Raw genomic sequence first — 24,608 nt, forward strand, 5'->3', positions numbered from 1 at the left:
CACCGAGCGGACACACTTTTTGTCACTTAACCCCCCTTACGGCTGACGACGGCGGGCCAGTGCAAGTTAGTGACTGAGTTTATGTCAAAAACGGCCAGAAAATTGGCCCGAAAGTGTCATAAACTAGGTCAGTTTCACATTTGCAGCCCGTCAGCTTTTTAGTCCGTCAGGCCTTAGCCCGCCAAGTCAGTTTTTCGCAGCCAGCTTGCAGCCTCTACCCCTCAATCAGCTCCTGACCCCAGTAGGAATCCGGGGTAGTGCCAGGGGCGATCCAATACACAGCGGAGCCGATGTGACGGTTCCACTCATTGAGCAAATCGCCGCGATCCAAACGGGCCTGGATTGCACTGAATTGGTTGTCCGGGTTCTTCTGGAATGCAACCCAGACCAGGCCAACGTTCGGTCCTTCGAACGGGAAGGCCGGCTCACCGGGCTGGTCTTCGTATGCATAGGCGCGGCGACGCAGGGCGTCGTCAGGCTGGCCATCCTGCTCACGGGACAGTGCCAAGTGAGACTGGCGGTGGATGAGGTACTCGCCCTGGTCATCGACGGCGTCCATGTCCTCTTCATCGAACTCGTCGTTACCGCCGGAAAGAGGAGCGCCGGTGTGGAAGTCACGACCGATAACGATGGAGCGTTCGTCGGTGCTGAGCTCCTCCCAATTGTTCAAGTCGAGCGCAATACGGCGAACAACCATCACGCAGGAGTTGTTAATCGCCTTGTCCTTGGAGTCGATCCACACCTGTTCGGACCATTCATCTGGAGTGGACGGGTTGACGGTGCCGTCAAGCTGACCCAGCGGATTGCGGGGAGTAGCGCCGTGTGGTTGCGAACCCCAGGCGTAGGAGAAGCCTTTCTGGAACCACTTCACGCGAGCCCACGGAGCCGCTTTCTTTTCCAGTAGACGGGACGCGGCCGTAATGGTGACGAGGTCATCACCGCACAACTGCAGGGCGAAGTCAGACTGACCCCACTCAGGGCGGAGCATGTCATGTTGGAATGACGGGATATCGTGCAGACCAGCCGGCTTGCGCTCTGGTTTGCCGAGGACGTCGAAGATGCGCTCACCGAAACCGGCTGTGATAGTCAGGTTTGCAGTGGCTGCGACCATTTCCGGTTCCAGATACCCCTCGATGTCCTGGCCTTGGGTGAGGTGGCGGGCAACGTCGGTAAGCGAGGAGAACAGTTCCCTCAAATCTACTGCGTCGACGCTGTCCTTCAAATCGAATGCGACAAGGCGAAGATGTGCCTGACCGGGCTGTTCAACGCCTGACTGGACCGGGCCATCGAACGGAATCTTGGCGCCCCTCAGAGTAATTTCGGAAGCCTGTGTCACTCGAGGTCACTCCTTGAAAAGAGGTGGGATAAATAGCTTTTATGACTACGAGCTTAATCACTTTGGCCCCAGCAGGAGAGCATCAAAGCAAAGGCTCGGGGAGGGGGCTAAGTGAATGAGATATTTGTATATTGCGATATACTTCACATCCACAGCCGCCTCGAAGGTGTTCATTAAGGAAAGTGCTGCATATCGCACGTTTTCCGCGCAAGGTGTGTTTTGAGCCTAGCGCGCATAAGACCTTCGAGTTATGCAGGGGAATCCCGGTGCAAGTCCGGAACTGTCCCGCAACGGTAAGCATCACTGCCAGAGCTTTGGTTTATCCGACGCGTTGATAACCAATCTTGCAGTGATGACAAGTCCGAATGCCTGCCGGTTGTGCAATTTCATATCCGATGCTGATCACGACTGACGAGGAAATCACGAGATCATGGCAATTCACGCAACCCTCGCGGGCATTCCGCGGATAGGGCGTAATCGTGAGCTCAAAAGAGCTCTGGAAAACTACTGGCGCGACCCGGCGACCGGCGGCCTGCTGGCCGCTACGGCGCGCAACACTGTCAATAGCTACATTGGCGCAGCGCTGAAGGCAGGAATCGACTCGGTTCCGACAATTGGGCGCTCGTTCTACGACTCCATGCTGGATACATCGGCGCTGCTCGGAGTGCTTCCAGCCCGCTTCCAGAATGTCCCGAAAACGGACGGTTCCAACCTACCGGAATGGATCAACCACTACTTCGCCGCCGCTCGCGGTACGAAGACGCAACCGGCATCCGCAATGACCAAGTGGTTCGACACTAATTACCACTACATTGTTCCGGAGCTGTCAGCCGATACTGAATTTACCTCTGACCTCACTGACTGGTTGGACGATTCCTGCAGCTTGAACAATGGCGCCACCACCATGCTGCGCCCTCATTTGATTGGTCCTGTGACCTACTTGAGCCTGTCGCGTACCGACGATGATTCGAACCCACTTGGCCTTTTGGAAAAGTTGACCGATGCGTACGCGGAAATCATCGCTCAACTGGGGGATAAGGGCTTTGAGTGGATTCAGCTCGATGAGCCAGTATTGGTCACTGACCTCGATGAAGTGACTCTTGCTAGGATTCGCCAGGCCTACGAGAAGTTGGCCGGCGTGGCGGAGTCTGCGAATACCAAGTTGTGGGTGCAGACCTACTTTGGTGATGGTGATCAGGCGCTGGAAACCCTTTCTGGCACAGGCGTGCAGGCCATTGGTTGCGACCTGGTAGCAGGTAGCTTTGAGTTGCCGCATTGGACCGGCAAGGAACTGCTGGTTGCTGGCATTGTTGATGGGCGTAATGTGTGGCGCACCGACTTGGATGCAGCCCTGGCGACGCTGGAGAAGCTGGCAGTCCGAGGCCCCATCGCGGTGTCGACTAGCTGTTCGCTGCTACACGTCCCGTACTCCCTGGCCTCGGAAAACCCGAGCGAAGAAGATGCCGAGGTGCTGCAGTGGCTGGCCTTCGGGGATGAGAAAATCGGCGAGGTGACCCTCTTGGCGAGGGCGCTTGATGCCAGGTTGAATGACCGCCAACTCGATGCCGCGGATTTGAAGGCGTTGAGGGAGTCCCGGGCAGCACTGGCATCAAGGGCAGAATCGAAGCGGATTGTTAAGCCTGAAGTTCGTGAAGCTTTGGCAGCAATCGAGGAGAGCGACCGGACTCGTTCCTCGTTTGCAGCTCGCCAGGCGGCTCAGGCTGAGGCCCTTAACCTGCCTCCGCTGCCGACCACCACAATCGGTTCCTTCCCGCAGACCAATAGCATTCGTCGTGCACGTGCGCAGTTGCGCGCGGGAGAGCTCACCCCAGTCGACTACGAATCAGCAATGCTCGCTGAAATTCGATGCTCCATTGAGCAGCAGGAAGAATTGGGACTCGATGTGCTCGTTCACGGCGAACCTGAGCGCAATGACATGGTGCAGTACTTCTCGGAGCAGCTGGACGGCTACCTCGCGACCGCCAATGGCTGGGTCCAAAGCTATGGTTCCCGCTGCGTGCGGCCGCCGATTCTCTACGGTGATATCACCAGGCCAGAGCCAATGACGGTGCAGTGGTACAAGGCAGCGGCAAACATGACTGACCTTCCCGTCAAGGGAATGCTCACCGGGCCGGTGACCATGTTGGCATGGTCGTTTGTCCGTGATGACCAGCCCATCGGTGACACTGCGGATAACGTTGCGCTGGTTTTGCGCGATGAGATTGCAGATCTCGTGGCCGCTGGAGCGCAAATCGTGCAGGTCGATGAGCCAGCCATTCGCGAGTTGCTGCCCCTGAATGAAGCGGACCAGCCCGCCTACCTGAAGTGGGCCGTAGGTTCCTTCCGTCTGGCTACCTCTGGTGTGGCTGACGACATTCAGATTCACACGCATATGTGCTACTCGGACTTCAATGAGCTTATCGACACCGTCGATGATCTCAACGCCGATGTCACGTCCATCGAAGCAGCTCGCAACGGTATGCAGGTGCTCGCAGCGCTGAAAGATGAGGGATACGTTCGCGGGATTGGTCCAGGTGTCTGGGACATCCACTCGCCTCGCGTGCCGACGGACGGAGAAGTCAACCAGCTCGTGGAAGATGCGCTTGAAAGCGTTGACCCCAACCTGCTGTGGATTAATCCGGACTGTGGTCTAAAGACCCGAGGTTGGGAAGAGGTTACGGCTTCACTGAAAGTATTGGTAGCCGCAGCTCAGCAGGCTCGGTTGCAGCTAGCAGAGTAAGTCGCGAACTGCATAGCCGCAAAATAAATAGTGGGTTAAGTAGCAAAAAGTGTGTCCGCTCGGCGTGTCGCCGGGTGGGCACCTTTTGCTACTTAGCCCTACTTAGCCCCAATGCGAGTTAGTGACCTCGGTTATGGCTGGCAGCGGGCCAATGGAGTTACTGACCGCGTTTATAGCAAAAATTGTCCGAAAAATGGCTTGAAAGTGTCATAAACTCTCACAGTTTCACATTTGCAGCCCGTTGTGCCTACCAGGCTCCTACCTAAGCCCCCCACTCAATCCGGGCTACTTCTTGGCCACCACTGGCTCAATTGGGTTACCTCGCCAGGAGGTGTGCGCAGGAACATGGTCACCGCGCATGACGAGAGAACCGGGTTCGACGCGGCAGCCGTCGTCAAGCACAGATGCCGGCAGTGCGACTGAGTGCGGTCCCAGCACGGAGCCGTGTCCGATGTGGACGGTGTCGAGCGTCATCACACGGTCGGTGAACAGGTGCGTCTGAACGACACAACCGCGGCCGACAGAGGCACCCCGCGCGATGGTGACCAGGTCGGTCTCGGGCAGCCAGTACGTCTCCAGCCACACGCCGTGGCCGACGTTTGCGCCGAGCAGACGCATCGCGCGTGCGATACCGCCGGTGGCCATCGCCGGGTTCAGGTACCACGGCGCGGCGACCATTTCGACGAATGCATCCTGCAGCTCGTTGAGCCAGACGAACTTGCTCCACAATGGGTGATCACCGGGCTTGTGCTTGCCGACGCACACCCACTTGGCCACGACCGTGACCAACAGCCCCAGCACACCAACAATCAGCAGCACGGCAGGGGAGAGCAGCCACGCGACCACCAGGCCGAGCAGGGCAGCGTTGACGCCACCTGCAGTGACCAACTCCGCGGTGAACATGCCAATTCCCTGCAGACTCAACAACGTGATTGTTGCCAGCATGAGAGAGACCATCGGCGCCAGGATGCGCAGCGTTTCGACAATGCCGCGGGCGACCTTCAATCCCGTAGTCGGACGGTAGGTCTGCGCTGACTCATCGCTGGAGACGGTGCCCACGCGGCGCATGCGCTCTGGCGGCGAACCCCACCAGTTGGAGCCGGACTTGGTCTTCTTCGGGGTAGAGGACAGCACGGCCACCAGCGAGTTCTTCGCCAGCTTGCGTTCCGGAAGCGTGATGCCGGAGTTGCCCAGGAAGGCGCGCTTGCCGATGCGGGAGTCGCCCACCAGCAGCCAACCACCGCCGAGCTCGTAGCTGCCGACCATGGTGTCGTCAGCCAAGAAGGACTCGTCCTTGACGTGCAAGAACTTCGGAATACCGATCGCGGTGGAGACTTCGCTGTCGTGACCAATTTGGGCGCCCAGTGCACGCAGCCACAGCGGCGTCAGCATGGAGGCGTAGATGAAAAATAGGTCGTGACGGGCAGCGTCCATCAGGCGAATTGTCGCCCAGGACTGCCAACCCACGCGCGAACGCACCGGGAACACTCCCGGCTTCAGACCGATGCTGAACAGGCGCACGAGAATCAGCGTCAGCAGGGCATACACCGCAACACCGACGAAGGTGGCGGGAATAGTCCACAGCACGGCACTGCCCAGCGTTGACCAGAGATTCGAGGTGGCTAGCTCGGTGGTGCCGTCGATAAGCCCCGTGCCCCAACCGATGACAGCAGCCATCGCGACCGCAGCGGACAGCGGCACCAATGTCAGCAAGACAGCGGTGAGACCGTAGATAGCCACCCAGTGGCGGCGAGCCGGCGGAACTTCCTCCGGGAAGCGGTGCTTGGACCGACCGACCTTGCGAGCCGGGGAACCCGACCAGCGCGCGCCAGCCTTGACCTTCTTCTCGCCGGTGACGGTGGAACCCGCCTCGATGTGAGCGTCATTGCCAATACGCGCGCCGGGCAGCAGCGTTGAACGGGCACCGATGCGGGCGTGCTTGCCAATAGTGACCTCGCCGACGTGGACGACATCGCCATCGACCCAGTATCCGGACAGGTCTACCTCCGGCTCGATCGAGCAGTAATCATCCAGTTTGACCAGACCCGTCACCGGCGGCAGCGCGTGCAGATTCACACCCTTACCAATGCGGGCACCCAGCATGCGGGCGTACCACAGCACGAACGGAGCGCCCGCCACAGAGTGGGCGCCAGAGCTCTCCGCCAGGCGTTCGGCCGCCCATAGCCGCAGGTGTACCGAACCGCCACGCGGGTAATCACCCGCGGTGATGTTGCGCGTGAGCAGGCGTGTCGTCGCCGCGTTGATGGGCATGACCCCCAGCGGGGTCAGGAACAGCACGGCCAGTACGGCCACCAACCAGCCTGGTAGCGCCAGCGGTCCGCCGATAACCCAGTTGATAATCGCAAGCCACGTTACCCAGCGCATGCCACGTGCCCACTGCAATGGCACCATGAGGCCCACCTGGGCCCAACGGGTCTTACGGGAGACAGGCGTCGGCTCGGGCACCTTTTCCAGGTGAGCGGTGGGGTCGCTGGTGTCGTCGGCAAGCATGTCGTCGCTGATGAAACCGCGCGCGACCAGCTCTTCAGCGAGATTTCCCAGGCGCGGGTGGTCGTAGAGATCGCGCACGGCGACCTGTGGGGCGCGCTGGCGAATGCGCGCAATGACGCTCGCCGCCGCCAAGGACGTGCCGCCCAGGGCGAAGAAGTCCGAGGCCGCGCCGGGCGCAGGTACGGACAGCACGTCCGCCCAGATGTCGGACAGCCACTTCTCCACAGGGCTCAGCTTGTCGACGGCGCCCTCACCCGCACGCGCAGGCAGGGGCCACGGCAACGCCGCCTTGTCGACCTTGCCGGAGGTACGAACCGGCAGCTCATCCATGATGTGCAGGCGTGGCACCATCGCGGCTGGCATGGCATCGCGGAGAGTGTCCATGCACTTGTCATAGTCCATGGCTGCGGCGTCGCCACCGGCGCCGACGTAGCCGACCAGGATGGAATCGCCAGCACCGGTCTTCTGCACCACGACAGTCGCCTGAGTAGCGCCGGGGAGGGCAGCCAGGTGCGCCTCGACCTCGCCGAGCTCAATTCGCCGACCGCCGATTTTCACCTGATCGTCGACGCGGCCGGTGAAGTACAGTCCGGCCTCGTCCATGATGACGTGGTCGCCGGTGCGATACGCACGCTCCCAGCCGAGGGCTGGCAGCGGTGCGTACTTCTCGGCGTCCTTCTCCGGATCCAGATAGCGTGCGAGTCCCACGCCGCCGATGACCAGCTCGCCCTTGGTGCCCGGTGGGACGGGGTTGCCCTCTTCGTCGATGACGGTGAGGTCCCAGCCGTCCAGAGGAAAACCGATGGTTACGGGCTTGCCGGGCTTCAGCTCGATGCCGGAGGCCACGACGGTGGCCTCGGTGGGGCCGTAGGTGTTCCACATTTCGCGCTCTGGGGTGGACAGACGCTCGACCAGCTCTTGCGGGCAGGCCTCGCCGCCAACGATGAGCAGGCGCACGCTGTCGAGCGCCTCGGCAGGCCACAGGCCGGCCAGTGTCGGCACCGTGGAAACAGCGGTGATGTGGCGGGAAATCAACCATGGCCCCAGGTCCACGCCGGAGCGCACCAGTGAACGCGGGGCTGGCACCAGGCAAGCTCCATTTCGCCAGGCCAGCCACATTTCCTCACAGGAGGCGTCGAAGGCGACGGACAAGCCGGCGAGAACGCGGTCATCCGGGCCGAGCGGTCCTTCCGGGTGGTTCGCCAAGAACCAGCGGGCCTCCGCATCGACAAAAGCGGCGGCGCTGCGGTGGGTGACCGCCACGCCCTTGGGCTTGCCGGTGGAGCCAGAGGTGAAAATAATCCAGCAGTCGTCGTCCGGAGTGGGCTCCTGCGAGATGATCTCGCGTGCGCTCGGCGGTGTCGGTTCCGTCTCTTCCTCGTCGGAGTCGGCATCGGAGTCCAGCGGGCGGGGGCGATTACGTGCCGTGGAGCCAGCCAAATGCAGGCCTTCAGCATCGAAGTAACCGGCGATACCGGCCTCGCCGAAGACCATTTCTGCACGCTCGTCGGGGTCATCCGCATCCACCGGAACGTAGGCGGCTCCGGCGGCCATGATGGACAAGATTGCCAGGTAGAGCTCGCGGCTTCCCGACGGCATCCGCACACCAATGCGGTCGCCGCGACGGATGCCCTGTTCGTAGAGCCACGTAGCTGTGGAATCAATCTCGTTGATCAACTCCGCATACGTGACGACAACCTCGCCGTCATCGATGGCCTCAGCCTCGGGGAACCTTCGCGCGGTCGCCCGGACAATGTCAATGAGTGTGCGCTCAAGCGGCTGTTCCGTAGCGCGTAGGAACTTCGCTTCAGTGGTTGTCACTTGAGAGCCCCCTTCTTATTCTTCTTCTTGCGCTTTTTCTTCTTCGACTTCTTACGTTTAGGACGCGGGGCATCGCTTGACGACGTCGCCTGCGTCTTATTCTCCGCCATGTCCTTGGTGTCTGTCTCAGTGGCCGTGACCTCTGGGGTAGTGGTCTCGGGGTTCTTCGCGCCGGCATCGGTTTCGGGGCTTGCAGCGGAGTCGTCGGCAAGCGATGCAAGCAGCGCGCGTACCTCGGGTGCGCATTCGGCGACGGCGGCGCGTTCGGCTCTGCGGAGTGAGCGTCGCAGAGATGCGCGGGTGGTGTTGCCCGTTTCTGTCAGCGCGATGAGCTGGCGGCGTCGATCCTTGGAGTCTCGGGTGCGTTCGACTAGATTTGCCGACTCCAGAGAGTCAATCAGGCGAACCATGTCAGAGCGGTCCATGCCGAGCAGCGCGCTCAGCTCGGTTTGAGCCATGTCGCCGCCATCGGCGATAGCCTCCAGAACCCAATACCCGCGGATGGAAATCGACTCAATCTGAGTGCGGCCCAGAGCCGCGTTGACACTGGCGCGGACAGCCGCATCGAGCTGTGCCAGGCACCAGGACGCGGATTTGCGCAGGGCGGCCGGTGTGACGGCGAGTTCGCTTGCGGAGCCGGGCTTGCACTTGGACTTAGCGCTGGCCTTGTTTTTCGCTTTCGCTCCCTTGCGAGCCTTCTTCGCCTTGGTGCTGCTCTGTGCGTCGACAGCAGGCACCTTCGCGTCTACGTCGGGTGCCACACCACCGCTGGTGTCGGCTGAGTCCGCCGAGGAAAGTACGGATGAATCAGACATACTTCCCATACTAGACAATCTGGGGAACCATCAATAATGGGACATGGCCAACTAATAATGTCCCTGTTTGCCTGCGGATTGTTAGAAGGTCGGTGCTTTGGGGTGGGTAGATAAAAGAAAAACTGCCCTGCAGGTAGGCAGGGCAGTTGTAGTTGATTTAGTTGGCCTTCTCCATTGGGCGGCCGAAGTGCTCCCAGTCGATCATGCCGCCGGTGATGACGATGGTGTCGATACCGTTCTTCTCCAACCAGGAAGAAACCTGAGCGGCACGTCCACCGGAGCGGCACATCAGGTAAATGTCGGAATCCAAATCTAGCTCGCCGTAGCGGGACGGAATCTCTTCCATGGGGATGTGAACGGCGCCGGTGGCGTGGCCGTCATCCCACTCCATCTGTGAGCGGACATCAATGATCTGTGCGTCTTCGGGTACTTCAGATACGTTTACGGTTTCCATAGTGCGCACTATACGCAATCTGGCCTTATCGCCGGAAGCACAAAGGCCGCCGGAGGAAAACTCCGACGGCCGTAGCGCTGAATCACAGGAACTGCGTCAAAGGTGCGAGCCCCAGGAAGGGAGGTTGGCTAGCGCAATTCTTACTTGTGGCTCTTACTTGTGGCGCTCGATAGCCTCAGTCAGGATGCGCTCAGCCTCAGCCTTGTCGCCCCAGCCCGAACCGGAAACTTCCTTGCCCGGCTCCAGGTCCTTGTAGTGGACGAAGAAGTGCTCAATCTCGTCCTTGGTGAACTGGGAAACATCATCGATGTCCTGGTAGTGGTCGAAGCGGACATCATCCAGGACGCACAGCAGCTTGTCGTCGCCGCCGGCCTCGTCGGTCATCTTGAAAACGCCGAGCGGACGAGCCTTGACAATAACGCCCGGGAAAACCGGCTCCGGCAGAATCACGAGAGCGTCCAACGGATCGCCATCTTCGCCGAGGGTTTCATCGATGAAGCCGTAGTCGGCCGGGTAGGCCATTGGGGTGAACAGGTAGCGGTCGAGGTAGACCTTGCCGGTCTCGTGGTCGACTTCGTACTTGTTGCGCTGACCCTTCGGGATCTCAATAGTGACCTCAACGCTCACGGTGATGACTCCTTATAATCGGTGTACACTTCTCTGACGGCTATCTTATGCGAAACCCGCTCAAAATCGTTTATTTGTGCACCTTAAGTGAGGTTTTGTTTCCAGGAAGAAGGTGTTTGTGACCGTGGGTAGTACCGACTCTGACAGCTCCAAAACCGCCGCTAAGGGCACGCAAAAATCGCCCAGTTCCGTAAAATCCGGCACATCCAAGAAATCGCGCGGACTGAAAATCGGCGGTGCCATCGCCGGTGTTCTCGTTATCGCAGCGGGCAGCGGCGTAGCGGTTGTCGTCAATAACAATCGTCAGATTGTGGTCGATGCGCCGCCCGCCGTCAGTCAAGCTTCTGTTCCCGTGACGGCTGCGCAGTCTTCGCTTGACGACGGCACTCTGGCCCAAAAAGTCAGCGCCATCATGGACGCTGCTGCGGCTGATCCAGCCTTCGGTGAGCTGCATGGAATTGTCAGCGATGCTTCGACCGGCCAGAAACTGTGGGGGATCAATGACACCGCGGTGGCCTTGCCGGCGTCCAGCATGAAGATTCTCACCGCGTCTGCCGCACTGTTGGACTTAGGTGAAGATCATCGGGTTTCCACCCGCGTCTCCCGGGTTACGGGGACTAATGACATCGTTTTGCACGGCGGGGGCGACCCTACCTTAAGCAAGGACGGGGAAGGGTTCTTCCAGGACTCGGCTTCAATCGCTGAGTTGGCGAAAAAGATTTCCGTGGTCATTCCGGAGGGGGTCGGCAAGGTTTATCTCGACAACTCTCTATTCACCGAGAGTTTCCACGAGACCTGGGAGCGCGAGGGGTTGGAGGACGGCTACATCGCACCGGTGGAGTCGGTGATGATGGATGCCGGTCGTATCGATCCGACGAATGAAGAATCGCAGCGCAGCGCCACGCCCGCTGCGGATGCAGCTGATGCGCTGGCCAAGGCGCTTGGTGCGGAAAACGGAGGCAGCCTGAGGGATGCAGCCAAGGATGGTCAGTCACTACCTCTGGACCCAGACATTGTTGCGCTCGTGCAGTCGGCTCCGCTAGTTACCCGTGTGCACGAGATGATGATTTACAGCGACAACGTGCTCGCAGAGTCCATTGCCCGTGAGGTGGCTATCTCTCGCGGTCTGCCGCCGACCTTTGAGGGGGCCGCACGTGCCGTGCGTGACACTCTCGCGGAGCACGGTTTTCCTCTCGATGGCGCGGTGCTGTCGGACTCCAGCGGCCTGAGCACGGATAACCGTATTTCTCCGCAGCATCTCTCCGAGGTGCTCAATTCGGCCGCGGGGCCGGTGGAATCGGCTGAGCAGGGAGGACTGGCGGAGTCGCAGGAGTCGTCGGAAAGCACTGCGTTGCGGTTGCGCCCACTGTTGGACAGCCTGCCGGTGGCGGCAGTGTCCGGCACTCTGGCGACGCGCTTTGCTGGTCAGTCCGGGGCGGGCATCGTCCGTGCGAAGACAGGCACGCTGAATAAAGCCTCGGCGCTGGCGGGGTATGTGGTGACGAAGTCGGGGCAGGTGCTGACGTTCGCATTTATTTCCAATGAAGCGAGCCTGTTGCCAGCAAGAGCTGCGGCGGATAAAGCAGCGAGCGCACTGGCAGATATCTAAACTGAGATTCATTTACCACTGAAAATAATTTGAGGAGATGAATCCGCAATGGCCTCTCACACTTCCGCGATTAGGAACTTGCCAACCGTTCACGAGATTGCCGCACAGGTCCGCGAGGGAAAGCTAAGCCCGGTGGACAGCGTGCAGCGCAGTCTCGACGCTATCGCCAGACTGGATGGAGGGATTCATGCCTTCCGTGAAGTGTGGGTGGATAGGGCTCTGCAGGCTGCGCGGGAACTCGAGCAAAGCGAGAAACTCTCGGAGTTGCCGCTTGCAGGTGTGCCATTTGCGCTGAAGGAAAACACCGCTCTAGAGAACCCGTTTGTCCAGCAGTTGACTAGTGCCGGTGCAATCGCGGTGGGAACTACGGTGAATCCGCAGTTCTGTACGTGGGGGACGACGACGCTGCCGGGGCTGGCCGTCGACAATCCGATTCTGCCGGGGCACACTCCGGGTGGGTCCTCCGGCGGATCCGCAGCGGCTGTCGCCGCTGGGATGGTTCCGTTTGCGCAGGGCAACGACGGCATGGGGTCACTGCGTATCCCTGCAGCGTGCTGCGGGCTTTCGACCCTGAAGGCGACCCCGGGAACAATGCCGGGGCGCGTGGGCGGCAATGACTGGTACGGAATGTCTGTCCAAGGGGTGCTCACAGTCAACAACGAGGACTTGCGCCTGATTACCAAGATCCTCACAAATGGCATGGTGGATGCGGAGAATCCGGCGAAGACCCTGCCTGAAAACTTCGCCGTCAGCGTGGACACCACTGCGCCCGTATTCGGTTTGAAGGCTGCACCGGAGTACGTCGATGCGGCGCAACAGGCGGCGAGAGTATTCGCGGACAAGGGCTTTGCCGTCTCGGAAAAGAACATGCCGTACCCGCTGAACCCACTGCCGATGCTCGCGCGCTGGACTGCGGGGGTGGCGGATCAGCTTCGCGACGAGCCGCGCCCTGATCACCTGGAGTGGCGCAATCGAGTCCACGCCGGCATTGGTCGCTTGCTGCGTTTCACAATCAATGGCCGCCAAGTGGCACGCGATGGCGCTCGCATCGAGCGTGAGCTACCGGGTGACACCATCTTGATTACCCCGGCTCTGGCCAAGAACCCACCGCGAATCCGCGCGTGGCATCGCATGCCCTGGATTGTGAACCTGCTGTCCAATCTGCGTTTCACTCCCTACGTCTCGACGTGGAATTACCTGGGATTCCCGGCTGGCATCGTTGTGGAACCGACCTCTGGGTTGCCGGTGCAACTGATTGCGCGCCCGACCCAGGAGCGAATTCTGCTTACCGCGATGGAAACCATCGCAAGTGGTGGGCGCGTTGGCTAGACCTTTTTGGCCGGACCGCAGCCCTCATTTCCTCATCATTCGGCAAGCTGTCCGCGCGATAGTGCAGCAGGTGGGGCAGGAATTGGGCAGCGGTGTCGTCATTGGGCTTTCCGGTGGTGCGGATTCGCTGGCCCTGACCGCCGGGGCCTGTGCGGAAGCTCTCGGGCCCAAGGGTGCGCTGGCCGGCCGCAAAGTCCACGCCGTCGTAGTTAATCATCAGCTTCAGCAGGGCTCTGCAAAAGTTGCCGAGCGCGCCGCCCACATTGCTCGGGGGATGGGGGCTACGGCCGAGGTTATCGCGGTCGATATCAACAACAATTCCGACCGTGGTCCCGAATATGAGGCGCGTTTGGCACGACACGCAGTGCTACGGGAGGTCGCCCAATCTCGAGGTGCGGCGCTGATGCTCGCCCACACCTTGGACGACCAGGCGGAAACAGTTTTGCTGCGGCTGGCCAGGGGAGGCGGTCCGCAAGCGCTGTCCGCCATCCGCGACAACCTCACGTGGTCTGACGGGACTCGGATTCTGCGCCCGCTGCTCGGTGTGCGACGCTCAGATACTCAGCTCTGCTGCGAAGAGCTGGGCTTGAAGGTGTGGCACGACCCGCACAACCATGACGACCATTACGCCCGCGTCCGGGTTCGAAAGACGATTTTGCCGCTGCTGGAGCAGGAGCTGGGTCCGGGAGTTGCGGAAAATCTCGCTAAGACTGCGGCGATTGCAGCAGTCGACAATGACTTTTTGGACGCTCACGCCGATTCGGCTCTGCATGCGCTGCTGGGGGAGGAAGAGGCGTCGGCAAGCGGGAGCCTGTCTGTGCGAGGGGTGGCTGAGCTTGACGACGCCATCGCGGTGCGTGTCCTCGCACGTTGGTTGCGGCAGGCGGGTGCGGAGCCCAGCAGTAAACAGATCGACATGGTGATGGCGCTCGTGCACCGCTATCACGGCCAGGGCGAAGTGCCGGTGACCCGCGGTCGCGATGGTGCTGACAGAAATGCCAGGTTGGTCGTTGAGCGAAAAGATGGCACTCTACAATTGGTAATGAATCGTCCCGCGGTGCCTTAAGAAGGGTGCCGCAATCCAACTTCCGGCGGCTGAGAACAATCGGTTGCCATAACCCTGAACTTGCACTGGGGCAGTTACGCTCCATCGACACGCCGCCATAGAAGTGCGGAAAGGAAATGCGATGCATGATGTGAAGGATTTCAACGTCCCCGCAAACCCCTACGGCGATGAGGTAGAGGCAGTTCTCATTGGCGAAGAGGAGCTGCATGCTCGCATTGCCGAGATGGCGCATCGTGTGAATGAGAAGTACAAGGATGCCGACAGCGATCTGATTCTGGTCGCAGTGCTCAAGGGTGCGGTGTTCTTCCTGACTGACTTTGCTCGTCAGCTCAGCATTCCCAGCCAGATGGAGTTCATGGCGGTTTCCAGTTACGGAAACTCCACCTCGTCGTCAGGCGTGGTGCGTATTTTGAAGGACCTGGATCGCGATATTGAGGGACGCGATGTCGTGATTGTCGAGGACATCATTGACTCCGGCCTGACCCTGTCCTGGTTGATGAAGAACCTGCGCAACCGTAATCCGCGCTCCCTGGAGGTCATTACGCTGTTGCGTAAGCCAGAGGCTGTGCGCACCAGCCTGGATGTTGCGGATGTTGGCTTCGACATTCCGAACGAGTTCGTCATCGGTTACGGCCTGGATTACGCCGAGCGCTACCGCGATTTGCCGTACGTCGGCACGCTTCACCCGCGCGTTTACCAGGGCTAGGTCTGTCTTCGGCGCTTATTGCACAGTGCCGATGCTTGACGACGGGCATTGCGCGCTTACCCTCCCGCAGTTCTAGCTGTCTTCTAGCTGTGAAAAGTAGGAGTTGGAAACTTTTTTCGGTTGCGATGCGTTATGCCTACTGTGGGGTCAGGTGCCATGAGCCCTGGCCCCACGTTGTGTCATTGATGTGTCTTCGAGAAGAACTCGTTGATGCGTACAATTAATAAAAGCAACTAATAGATGTAGAGAGCGAAAAGCGAACCCACTGTATGGACAAGAAAAAGGTGTTCCGGTTTGCCACCGTTGCCGGCATCATCCTGATTATCCTCTTTGCTATTACTCAGCTGGCGGATGATTCCCGGGAATACCGCGAGGTGGATACGTCCGTTGCCCTGACCCAGTTGGATAAGGGCAATGTCACGGAAGCTCAGATTGACGATCGTGAACAGCGAATTCGCCTCACCCTGAAGAAGGGCGTGGAGGTCGAAGGTACTGAGGACGTCACGAAGGTGATGACCAAGTACCCAGCGCGTGCGACCGACCAAGTCTTTGACAAGGTCACCGCCGCCAAGGGTATGGAGAAGTTCGATACCAAGGTCACGCAGGATTCCTTCCTGATGTCCACCTTGGGCTTCCTGCTGCCGATGGTGATCTTCTTCTTCGTCATCATGTACTTCTTCAGCCGCATGCAAGGCGGCAAGAACGGCATGTTCGGCTTTGGTGGCAACCGCGCCAAGCTGCTGAACAAGGAGACCCCGACCAATACGTTCGAGGATGTTGCTGGTGCCGATGAGGCCGTCCAGGAGCTCGACGAGATTAGGGATTTCCTGCAGCACCCAGCTCGCTACGAAGAGCTCGGCGCGAAGATTCCGCGTGGTGTTCTGCTCTACGGTCCTCCCGGTACCGGTAAGACCTTGCTGGCCCGCGCCGTCGCTGGTGAGGCAGGAGTGCCTTTCTACACCATCTCGGGTTCGGACTTCGTTGAAATGTTCGTCGGTGTCGGTGCCTCTCGTGTCCGTGACCTGTTTAATCAGGCCAAGGAAAACAGCCCGTGCATTATCTTCATCGACGAGATTGACGCCGTCGGTCGCCAGCGTGGTGCCGGTATGGGCGGCGGCCATGATGAGCGTGAGCAAACCCTGAACCAGCTGCTGGTGGAGATGGATGGTTTTGGTGATCGTCAGGGTGTGATCATCATGGCTGCGACCAACCGTCCGGATATTCTCGACCCGGCGCTGCTGCGTCCGGGCCGTTTTGACCGACAGATTCCGGTGGGCGCACCAGACCTGAAGGGCCGCGAGGCAATTCTGAAGGTCCACGCCCGGAACAAGCCGCTTGGGCCGGATGCGGATCTGACGTCGCTGGCGAAGCGCACCGCCGGTATGAGCGGTGCTGATCTGCAGAACGTGCTGAATGAAGCTGCGCTGCTGACTGCTCGCGTCAACGGCAACATCATTACTGCGGATGCGTTGGAAGAGGCAGTCGACCGAGTTATCGGCGGTCCGCGCCGTACCTCCAAGGTGATTTCCGAGCAGGAGAAGAAGGTCACCGCCTACCACGAGGGTGGCCACACCCTGGCTGCGTGGGCGCTGAAGGACATTGAGCGTGTTTACAAGGTCACCATCTTGGCTCGCGGTCGCACTGGTGGACATGCGCTGACCGTCCCCGAGGACGACAAGGGCATGTATAACCTGCCAGAGCTCTTTGCCCGTCTGGTCTTCGCCATGGGTGGTCGCGCTGCCGAGGAGCTGGTGTTCGGATTGCCGACTACCGGTGCTTCTGCCGATATCGAGCAGGCCACCAAGATTGCTCGCGCCATGGTGACCGAGTACGGCATGTCGCCGGAGCTCGGCCCGGTGAAGTACGGGGAGGAGCAGGGCGACCCGTTCGTCGGCCGCGGTGGCAGCGGCTCTTTGGACTACTCTCCGGAGGTGGCAGCAACCATTGATCAGCAGGTTCGTTTGCTGATCAATAAGGCTCATGACGAGGCCTACGCCATCTTGAAGGAAAACCGCGACACTCTCGATGTTCTGGCTGAGAAACTGCTGGAGAAGGAGACTCTGCGTCGTCCGGATCTGGAAGTTATCTTCACCGATGTCGTTCCCCGTGAGCGCCTGAACTTCTTCGATAGCGACACTAAGCACCCGGCCGATGGCCGCGAGCCGGTGAAGACACCGGTGGAGTTGGCAATCGAGCGCGGCGAGGAACCGCCGAAGCGTGTCAACATCTTCGCGCCGGTGCGCCGCCGCGAACCGGAGAACCAGGACGCGGGCAACAACGGCAATGGTCAGGGGCCGGCAGGCTCCGCTGGTGCCGGTAATGCTAGTGTCCCGGGTTTGCCGGGCGCCCAGCAGGACCGACCGAATGTTCCGGTTTACGGTGGCACCCCACCGCCGGCTGGTTGGACCGCTCCAGGTTGGCCGCCGAAGGATACCGGCAGCACGCACAGTTCGGCTCCCGCACCGGCACCGGCGCCTGCGCCGACTCCTCGCCCTGATGGGCAGAACCAGCCGGGTTCGCAGGAAGGCCAGGGCAACGCGCGTGGCCAGCACCCGGGCACTGCTAACTACCCGGCAGGTGCGCCGGACTTCGGCTCGAAGGCAACCGGTACGGGTAGTAACGGTGGCAACGGCCCCGCGAATATCCCTGCCCCTCCGAAGATGCCGTGGGACAGGCAGGGCGGACGTCACCGCCAGGACAACTCTGGCAGCGATGCCACCCCGACTACGGTGATGCCGTCGGCAGGACAACAGCAGGAGCTGCGCGGATTCCGCCTGCCGGATAACGAGCAGCCGGAACACACAGAACGTCCGGAAAACCCGAAGAACGCCGACAATTCCGATGACAAGGGGGCACAGATGCACGATTCGGATAAGGACGGCGTCGTCAAGCGAAACGAAGACAACAGCGCCTGGCAGGACAAGCCGGACACCAACGAGGAGCGATAAGTACACATCATGGAGCGCGAATTCGATCAGGGGCGGGCCGAGGCTGCGGTTCGTGAACTGTTGATTGCCGTCGGTGAGGATCCCGACAGGGAAGGCCTGAAGGAGACACCGGCGCGAGTGGCGCGAGCCTACCGTGAGGTTTTCGCGGGCCTGTTTGAAGATCCGTCTGAGGTGCTGGCAAAGACCTTCAACGAGGATCATCAAGAACTCGTTTTGGTGAAGGACATCCCGATTTACTCCACCTGTGAGCACCATTTGGTGCCGTTCTTCGGCGTTGCCCACATTGGTTACATCCCGGGCAAGGACGGTCGTGTGACGGGCTTGTCCAAGCTCGCTCGTCTGGTCGATGGCTATGCGAAGCGCCCGCAGGTGCAGGAACGTCTGACCAGTCAGGTTGCGGATGCCTTGGTGGAGCGGCTGGATCCGGCCTCGGCGATCGTCGTCATTGAAGCGGAGCATCTCTGCATGGCCATGCGCGGTATCCGCAAACCGGGTGCGCGCACGGTGACCTCAGCCGTCCGCGGTGGCTTCAAGACGGATGCCCGTTCGCGCGCAGAGGCAATGGCGCTCATCCGCAAGAGCTAACGCAACAGTTAAATGGTCGATTGGAAAGGCTGGACAACAAGGTGACTGAATCCCCCTTGCAAGCGCAGGCAGGACAGCCGGCGGAGATGGGTATCGAGAATCAGCTCTGCAAAGTGATGGGCATTGTCAACGTCACCGAGGACAGCTTTTCCGATGGCGGCCTGTACAAGACCTTCGACGCGGCGATTGCCCATGCGCACGAGCTGCTCGCTGAAGGCGCACATATTCTCGACATCGGTGGCGAGTCCACTCGCCCCGGCGCACACCGCGTTTCCGAGGATGAGGAAATTGCCCGAGTCGTGCCGGTGGTCCGTGAGCTCGCGGCAGACGGGCACCTGATCAGCGTCGATACTATGCGCGCAAGTGTCGCAGAGGCAGCAATCGCCGAGGGCGCGGTGTTCATCAACGATGTCTCCGGCGGTCTCGCAGACCCCAACATGTACGCAGTCTGCGCCGATGCCGATGTGCCCATCTGCCTGATGCACTGGAAGACCGATCGCTTCGGCTCCGCTTCTGGACGCGCCGAAACTCACCCGGACGGCATTGTCGCCGATGTCCGTGAGCACCTGCTTCAGCTTGTCGACGGTGCCATGGGCGCCGGCATCGTCGAGGAAAATATTGTCCTGGATCCAGGCCTGGGCTTTGCCAAAAACGCCGATGACAATTGGGCGCTCCTCCACGGCCTGCCGGAGCTTATTGACCTCGGTTTCCCCCTGTTGGTCGGTGCTTCCCGCAAGCGTTTCGCCGCCGCCGTCGGCAGTGAGGCTCGCGCGCCAAAGCAGGCTGATGCCGCGACTACCGCAATTTCCGCGCTGTCCGCAGCGGCGGGCGCATGGGCGGTTCGAGTTCACAATGTGGCCGACAACCTCGACGCAGTGCGGGTGGCGCAGGCATGGAACCTTGGCCGCTCACTGACCGGTTACACCGCGGCCGGCGACTATCCGGAAGGTGGCTCTAACCGCGCTGCACAGCACGATGAGTCTCCTGCTGAATCGCCAGCCGAGGCGGCTCTGGAAGGAGACGAGTAGAAACAGTGGCTGATCGCATTGAACTCAAAGGTCTGAAAGCCCGCGGCTACCACGGCTGTCTCGACTTCGAGCGCCGCGATGGCCAGGACTTCATCTGTGATGTCACCCTGTGGCTGGATTTCTCCGGTGCCGCTGCCAGCGACGAGCTGGACGACACCGTCAACTACGCCGACATCGCAGCCACAGCGCACGGAATTTTGACCGGCACTCCGCGCAACCTCATCGAAACCGTCGCGACCGAGATTGCCGAAGCAGTGCTTGCCGACGACGATGGCCGCGCCGAACGCGGATTGTCCCCACTGTTACATGCGGTGGAAGTAACCATTCACAAACCGCATGCGCCCATTCCGCTCGACTTTGATGACGCTGCGGTAACAGCCCGCCGTTCGCGGAAGAAGCGGTTGGCATGATTCGCGCAGTTGTTTCTATCGGCGCGAACATGGACCGCGCGCGAGAAAACCTAACTGGTGTGCAGGCCTTCTTCGCCGATGAATTGGTCGCAGCCTCAAAAATTTATGCCACCCCACCTTGGGGTGGGGTAGAGCAGGGTGACTTCCTCAATGCCGTGCTCATTGTCGATACGTCCCGGACACCAATGGAGCTGCTGGAAGCTGGTTGGAAACTGGAAAATGACGCTGGTCGAGTGCGCGAAATTCACTGGGGACCACGGGCGCTCGACGTGGACATTGTGCAGGTCATCGACAAGGACACCGGCGAGGAGATCATCTCTGACGATTCGACTCTGACCCTGCCGCATCCGTGGGCAACCGAGCGTGCCTTTGTACTGGTGCCGTGGCTCGATGCCGACCCGGATGCCGAATTGGGGGGAGTTCGGGTCGCGGCACTCGTCGATAAGCTGGCACCTGAAGACGTAAACGCAGTGCGTCTAGCAGACAGCGCGGATGGAGAAGAGGCCTAGAGATGAAACCGACCTCACCGATTACGTTGGCTGCATCTGCGCTGGTTCTCGCACTGGCGTCATGGATGATCGTGGCACAGTTTTTCGGTGCGCTCGGGCCACGAAGTTGGTGGGACCTGGGGTTTCCCTGGTTGCTCACAGCTGTCTGTGTGGCGGCAGCGCGGTGGATTAAGTCGGTGCTGAAAGAGGGGAAGGTCGGGCAGGATCGCAGCCAGGTGCAGCCGTTAACGTTGTCGCGATGGCTGGTGGTCGGTACGGCATCCGCATGGTTGGGGGCGATTCTCGGAGGTTTGTACGCCGGTGGCGTGCTGTGGGCTTTGCCGAAGTGGACGGAGCTTGCGGCTGCACAGGCCGACGGGCCGATCATGATTGTCGGCACAGTATCCGGCATTTTGCTCGCTGCGGCGGGGCTGTGGCTGGAAAAAGTTTGCCAATTGCCAACTGATGGCGAAAATTCTTCGCCTCCTAGCGGGGAAATGGGAACTAACTCGGTAGGGTGGGAGTTATGACTGACCTCTCCAACGCCGGTAATGACCCGAAGCGCTCGGGTGATGCCGCATATTTTCAGGGCGACGCGGCAGCTACTTCGTCGGATATGGCCGAGTCTCCGTCTCCGTCGCCTTCTTCGGCTTTCGAAAGCTACTCCGCTGGGGCTAACTCCGGGGCTGATGCGGCATATGCAGATGAGCAGAGCAATGATGTGACGAAATTCAGTTCTACCGATGGTATGACGGAGAAAACCGCCGTCATTCTCATGGTTGTGCTGCTGATGCTCGCGGTGATTGCCAGTATCGTCATGCTCTTTGCCTCCTCTGCCGGGTGGATGAAGGTTGCCGTGCTGCTGGCGTTGTGGTCGGCAGTTATCGGGGCTGTGCTGGTGACTCGATACCGCAAGACCATTGCGCTGGAGCGCAAGCGGTTGGAGACAATCGAGGAACTGCACAAGGTGGAGCTTGACCGCGAGCTGGCTACTCACCGTGAGCAGGAGCTGATTCTCGAGCAGAACTACCTGGACTCGCTTGAGGGTAACAACGATGACAACATTGCGGCGCTGCGCGCTGAGGTCTTTGCACTGCGTGCCCAGCTTGCTGAGTTCATGGGGGAGGATTTCGACGACGAGCAGGTTGCTCTTCGCGCCCAGGCCGAGCGTCTGCGTGAGCTCGACTCGCCACAGCAGGCCTCGCCGATGAAGGATCCGACCGGTCACGACCGGCCGACACCACGCGCGACTTCCCACCGCGCTGAGATGACCGCTAACGGCACTGTTGGCGTTCATACCCAGCACGGCGGCACGGGCTCCGCTTCCTCCGCTTTGCCGGTTGAAGACGCCGAGGCTACCGACATGCGCCGTACATTCTCGCCGTCTGGCCAGCCGGTTGACGTCCACGAAGTCGCCGATTCCAAGGATGACGAAGCCGTTTCCAAGGAGAAGTTCTCCACTAACTCTTTCCGCGCCATCAACTGGCAGGAAACCCCGGCCGAGGACGCCGCAGAGGATGATTCTCAGGGCGGTGCTCACGAGGCACACGGTGCACGGCACCCATTCGCTGCGCCGGAATCGGACGATGCCTCGGACTCTCCGACTCGCCAGCTGCAGGCCATTCGCGATGAGGACCTCGCAGAAGAGCCAGCTCAGAAACCGGCTCAGGCTCCTGAGCAGGAGCCTGCAAGCCACGGTCGGCGCCGTGCTGAGGACAACAAGGGCAGCCTGACGGTTGCCGAGCTGATGGCGCAGATGCGCAAGAAGAGGGAGCAGCGCGAGGACGAAGAGGCCTAGTCGCTTACCGAGTATGCGCGGCCTACTCACTGCACATAGCTGGTTTGGTCTAACCTAGTCAGTCATGACGCAAAGCCAGCATGATTCCCATCCCCATCGGACAACCGCTCCGCGGTTGGCGGTGGGGATTATTTCTGCCGGAAAAGTCGGGGTCGCGCTCGGCCAGGCGTTAGAGCACTGTGGGCATCGTGTCACTCACGTGGTCGCGCGCTCACCAGAATCTGTCACACGAGCGCATCTACGTCTCCCGAACGCACAGGTTAGTAGCATTGCCGACACAGCTTCCACCTGCGAGCTCATCGTTATCGCCGTGCCGGATCGCGCCATCGCAGAGGTCGCCGAGGAAGTCGCCCGCCATGTCGGCCCCGGACGCATCGTCATGCATACTTCTGGTTCCCTCGGGCGTGCCGTGCTCGATCCGGTCGCACTCACCGGCGCGCTGACCATCGCCGCCCATCCCGCAATGACATTCGCAGGGCTTGACGACGACTCCGAGCTCCTGACCGGTTGCCCATGGGGTATCACTGTTGGGGATGAGCTCGCGAAAACAGTCAGTGAACTGCTCATTGGTGAACTCGGCGGTCGTCCGGTGTTCATCAACGAACGTCACCGCGGCCTTTATCACGCGGCTATGGCCCACGGCTCAAACGGTCTGGGCGCAGTTGTGGTCGATGCAGTAGAAATGCTGGCAACCACTATCGGCGGAGACGCAGCAGCCGAAGACACCGACCTAGCTGAGCTGCGTCGAGGCCAGGCCGCCGAGCTGCTCCGTCCACTGCTGGAAGCTTCATTGGACAATGCCTTGAGGTGGGGTTCCCGGGGGCTGACTGGCCCGGTGACGCGGGACGACCTTGGGACCGTCGTCAAGCACGAACGTGAAATTGAAGCGGTGGCACCGGAAATGGGAACCGCCTACCTGGCTCTTGCCGAGCGCATCGCCGAGCTGCGCGGCGCCAACGAGGTTTTGCGGTACCTACGCCGATGAGCTGAGCGGACTGGCTGTTCTGGTCATCCGGGATGTGGCGTAAGGTATTGCCGTCGGGCGAAAAGTTTGGTCCGGTAGATCTGAACGCGGAGGAAACATGACGGGTTATACCGCCGGAGAGACAACTGTTCACAAGACTATTGCGGGAATCGCGCAGGTCACCCGTGCGTTGCGGAAGACCGGGCGGCCGGTGGTGCTCGTACCTACGATGGGTGCGCTACACCAGGGGCACCTTGAACTAGTACAGGCCGCGAAGACGCTGCCGCGCGCTGTTGTGGTGGTGTCGATTTTCGTCAATCCGCTGCAGTTCGGTGAGGGGGAGGACTTTGACGCCTACCCGCGGACTCTGGAGGAAGACGTTGAGAAGCTCCGCGCTGTCGGTGCTGAGCTGGTCTTTGCGCCGAACGCGAAGGAGATGTACCCCAACGGTTTCCGCACGACCGTGCAGCCGGGGCCGCTGGCTTCGGAGCTCGAAGGTGCTACTCGCCCGGGGCACTTTGCCGGTGCGTTGACGGTGGTCAACAAGCTTTTCAACATCACCAACTGCACTGATGCCGTTTTTGGTGAGAAGGACTACCAGCAGCTGTGCCTGATGCAGCAGATGGTCACTGACCTGAATATGCCGGTGCAGTTGCACGGTGTACCGGTGATTCGCGAGGCCGACGGGTTGGCTATGAGCTCCCGCAACCGCTATCTGTCCGAGGAGCAGCGCAATCTCGCAGTAACCCTGTCCGCCGCGCTGACTGCTGGTGCTTTTGTCGCGGACCGTGGTGCGGATGCTGTGCTGGAAACCGCGCGTGGTGTGCTCGCCAGCCAGCCTGAAGTCGAGTTGGATTACTTGGAGCTGCGTGACGCTGCGCTCGCCCCGCTTTCCGACGAGGCGTTGCGCGGCGACGGCCAGGAGACTGAAGCTCGCCTGCTGGTTGCTGCGAAGGTCGGCACTACTCGTCTCATTGATAATGTTGGCTTGATTCTGGGTGCGCCGCGCCCGGATTCGGCAAACGGTTTCGGGCAGCTCGGGCAGAAGGACGCCGAAATTGCGTCGGCGGCTCTGTCGGCGGCGGGGCTGGACGGCGAATTGACTGAGGAAGAGGCCGCTGAGTTGGCTGAGCTGCAGGAAAAGGTTCGTGCTGCTCGAGATGCTCGTCTGAAAGATGAGTCCAGCAGAGAAACTCTGAAGAACGCCGGCTTTGGCGTTGAGCAGGACAGCGAGTAGGACGGCTTTTCGAAGTAGTTTTTCGTGGCTGGGAAGTTGTCGTATTATAGTGTGCCGACTAACAACCTGCCACGCTAAGGGGTGCCGCGGTAGGCAAGCATCCAGGGGACGAATCCAGGAAGGGACCTACCTTTTT

Annotated in this window: 18 protein-coding genes, 1 pseudogene and 1 riboswitch; of the genes and pseudogenes, 14 read left to right on the forward strand and 5 right to left on the reverse strand. The window is 60.5% G+C overall.

The annotated features are described in order from the left end of the window. Nucleotides 1-214 precede the first annotated feature (214 nt). On the reverse strand, nucleotides 215-1,336 hold the full coding sequence (locus HMPREF2547_RS04540) for a Dyp-type peroxidase (protein WP_070601059.1): 1,122 nt from the start codon (nucleotides 1,334-1,336) through the stop codon (nucleotides 215-217). Nucleotides 1,337-1,545: 209 nt separating this feature from the next. Continuing rightward, a riboswitch (cobalamin riboswitch) is annotated at nucleotides 1,546-1,728 on the forward strand. Nucleotides 1,729-1,766: 38 nt separating this feature from the next. On the opposite strand from HMPREF2547_RS04540, the gene metE reads away from it, so the two are divergent. Continuing rightward, nucleotides 1,767-4,076, forward strand: coding sequence for a 5-methyltetrahydropteroyltriglutamate--homocysteine S-methyltransferase (metE, locus tag HMPREF2547_RS04545; RefSeq protein ID WP_070604861.1), 2,310 nt, complete (start codon nucleotides 1,767-1,769; stop codon nucleotides 4,074-4,076). Between the two features lie 285 nt (nucleotides 4,077-4,361). Here metE and HMPREF2547_RS04550 read toward each other — a convergent pair whose 3' ends face one another. From HMPREF2547_RS04550 to HMPREF2547_RS04565, 4 genes are all read right to left on the reverse strand, one after another. After that, complete coding sequence (locus HMPREF2547_RS04550; protein ID WP_070604864.1) at nucleotides 4,362-8,408, reverse strand: Pls/PosA family non-ribosomal peptide synthetase; 4,047 nt, start codon at nucleotides 8,406-8,408, stop codon at nucleotides 4,362-4,364. Next, nucleotides 8,405-9,223 carry a MarR family winged helix-turn-helix transcriptional regulator gene (locus HMPREF2547_RS04555; protein ID WP_070604866.1) on the reverse strand — a complete coding sequence of 273 codons (819 nt, stop codon included), beginning with the start codon at nucleotides 9,221-9,223 and terminating at the stop codon, nucleotides 8,405-8,407. The genes HMPREF2547_RS04550 and HMPREF2547_RS04555 overlap by 4 nt, the downstream gene beginning before the upstream one ends. Before the next feature lie 157 nt (nucleotides 9,224-9,380). Further along, nucleotides 9,381-9,677: a rhodanese-like domain-containing protein gene (locus HMPREF2547_RS04560; protein WP_016421494.1), complete on the reverse strand. Its 297-nt coding sequence runs from the start codon at nucleotides 9,675-9,677 to the stop codon at nucleotides 9,381-9,383. Between the two features lie 153 nt (nucleotides 9,678-9,830). After that, nucleotides 9,831-10,304: an inorganic diphosphatase gene (locus tag HMPREF2547_RS04565; protein ID WP_049194061.1), complete on the reverse strand. Its 474-nt coding sequence runs from the start codon at nucleotides 10,302-10,304 to the stop codon at nucleotides 9,831-9,833. Nucleotides 10,305-10,428: 124 nt separating this feature from the next. On the opposite strand from HMPREF2547_RS04565, the gene dacB reads away from it, so the two are divergent. The 13 genes and pseudogenes from dacB to panC form a co-directional block, all read left to right on the forward strand. Continuing rightward, a complete protein-coding gene (gene dacB, locus HMPREF2547_RS04570; protein ID WP_246819625.1) occupies nucleotides 10,429-11,913 on the forward strand; it encodes a D-alanyl-D-alanine carboxypeptidase/D-alanyl-D-alanine endopeptidase in 1,485 nt (494 codons plus the stop codon). A 48-nt stretch (nucleotides 11,914-11,961) separates the two neighbouring features. Then, nucleotides 11,962-13,242: an amidase family protein gene (locus HMPREF2547_RS04575; RefSeq protein WP_070604873.1), complete on the forward strand. Its 1,281-nt coding sequence runs from the start codon at nucleotides 11,962-11,964 to the stop codon at nucleotides 13,240-13,242. Then, nucleotides 13,235-14,308 carry a tRNA lysidine(34) synthetase TilS gene (gene tilS, locus HMPREF2547_RS04580; protein WP_224783774.1) on the forward strand — a complete coding sequence of 358 codons (1,074 nt, stop codon included), beginning with the start codon at nucleotides 13,235-13,237 and terminating at the stop codon, nucleotides 14,306-14,308. Before HMPREF2547_RS04575 ends, tilS begins: the two co-directional genes overlap by 8 nt. A gap of 121 nt (nucleotides 14,309-14,429) precedes the next feature. Next, complete coding sequence (gene hpt, locus HMPREF2547_RS04585; RefSeq protein ID WP_005510094.1) at nucleotides 14,430-15,014, forward strand: hypoxanthine phosphoribosyltransferase; 585 nt, start codon at nucleotides 14,430-14,432, stop codon at nucleotides 15,012-15,014. Between the two features lie 269 nt (nucleotides 15,015-15,283). After that, on the forward strand, nucleotides 15,284-17,962 hold the full coding sequence (gene ftsH / locus HMPREF2547_RS04590) for an ATP-dependent zinc metalloprotease FtsH (protein WP_048731751.1): 2,679 nt from the start codon (nucleotides 15,284-15,286) through the stop codon (nucleotides 17,960-17,962). Between the two features lie 9 nt (nucleotides 17,963-17,971). Further along, nucleotides 17,972-18,547: a GTP cyclohydrolase I FolE gene (gene folE / locus HMPREF2547_RS04595; protein ID WP_016421488.1), complete on the forward strand. Its 576-nt coding sequence runs from the start codon at nucleotides 17,972-17,974 to the stop codon at nucleotides 18,545-18,547. 86 nt (nucleotides 18,548-18,633) lie between these two features. Further along, nucleotides 18,634-19,575, forward strand: a complete 942-nt coding sequence (folP, locus tag HMPREF2547_RS04600; protein ID WP_070604874.1) for a dihydropteroate synthase — start codon at nucleotides 18,634-18,636, stop codon at nucleotides 19,573-19,575. A gap of 5 nt (nucleotides 19,576-19,580) precedes the next feature. After that, on the forward strand, nucleotides 19,581-19,985 hold the full coding sequence (gene folB, locus HMPREF2547_RS04605) for a dihydroneopterin aldolase (protein WP_016421486.1): 405 nt from the start codon (nucleotides 19,581-19,583) through the stop codon (nucleotides 19,983-19,985). Next, nucleotides 19,982-20,494: a 2-amino-4-hydroxy-6-hydroxymethyldihydropteridine diphosphokinase gene (gene folK, locus HMPREF2547_RS04610; protein ID WP_070604877.1), complete on the forward strand. Its 513-nt coding sequence runs from the start codon at nucleotides 19,982-19,984 to the stop codon at nucleotides 20,492-20,494. Before folB ends, folK begins: the two co-directional genes overlap by 4 nt. A 2-nt stretch (nucleotides 20,495-20,496) precedes the next feature. After that, the gene (locus HMPREF2547_RS04615) at nucleotides 20,497-21,003 is read left to right on the forward strand and encodes a DUF3180 domain-containing protein (RefSeq protein WP_049190665.1); all 507 of its coding nucleotides are present in this window, start codon (nucleotides 20,497-20,499) and stop codon (nucleotides 21,001-21,003) included. Further along, entirely contained in the window at nucleotides 21,000-22,271 is a 1,272-nt protein-coding gene (locus tag HMPREF2547_RS04620; RefSeq protein WP_070604879.1) for a DUF6779 domain-containing protein, read from the forward strand. The genes HMPREF2547_RS04615 and HMPREF2547_RS04620 overlap by 4 nt, the downstream gene beginning before the upstream one ends. Before the next feature lie 64 nt (nucleotides 22,272-22,335). Beyond that, a complete protein-coding gene (locus tag HMPREF2547_RS04625; protein WP_070429763.1) occupies nucleotides 22,336-23,256 on the forward strand; it encodes a Rossmann-like and DUF2520 domain-containing protein in 921 nt (306 codons plus the stop codon). A 97-nt stretch (nucleotides 23,257-23,353) separates the two neighbouring features. Further along, nucleotides 23,354-24,295: pseudogene (panC, locus tag HMPREF2547_RS04630) on the forward strand (pantoate--beta-alanine ligase); the annotation flags it as partial. Nucleotides 24,296-24,608: the final 313 nt, after the last annotated feature.

Source organism: Corynebacterium sp. HMSC055G02 (genome assembly GCF_001809065.1).
GTDB lineage: Bacteria > Actinomycetota > Actinomycetes > Mycobacteriales > Mycobacteriaceae > Corynebacterium > Corynebacterium jeikeium_D.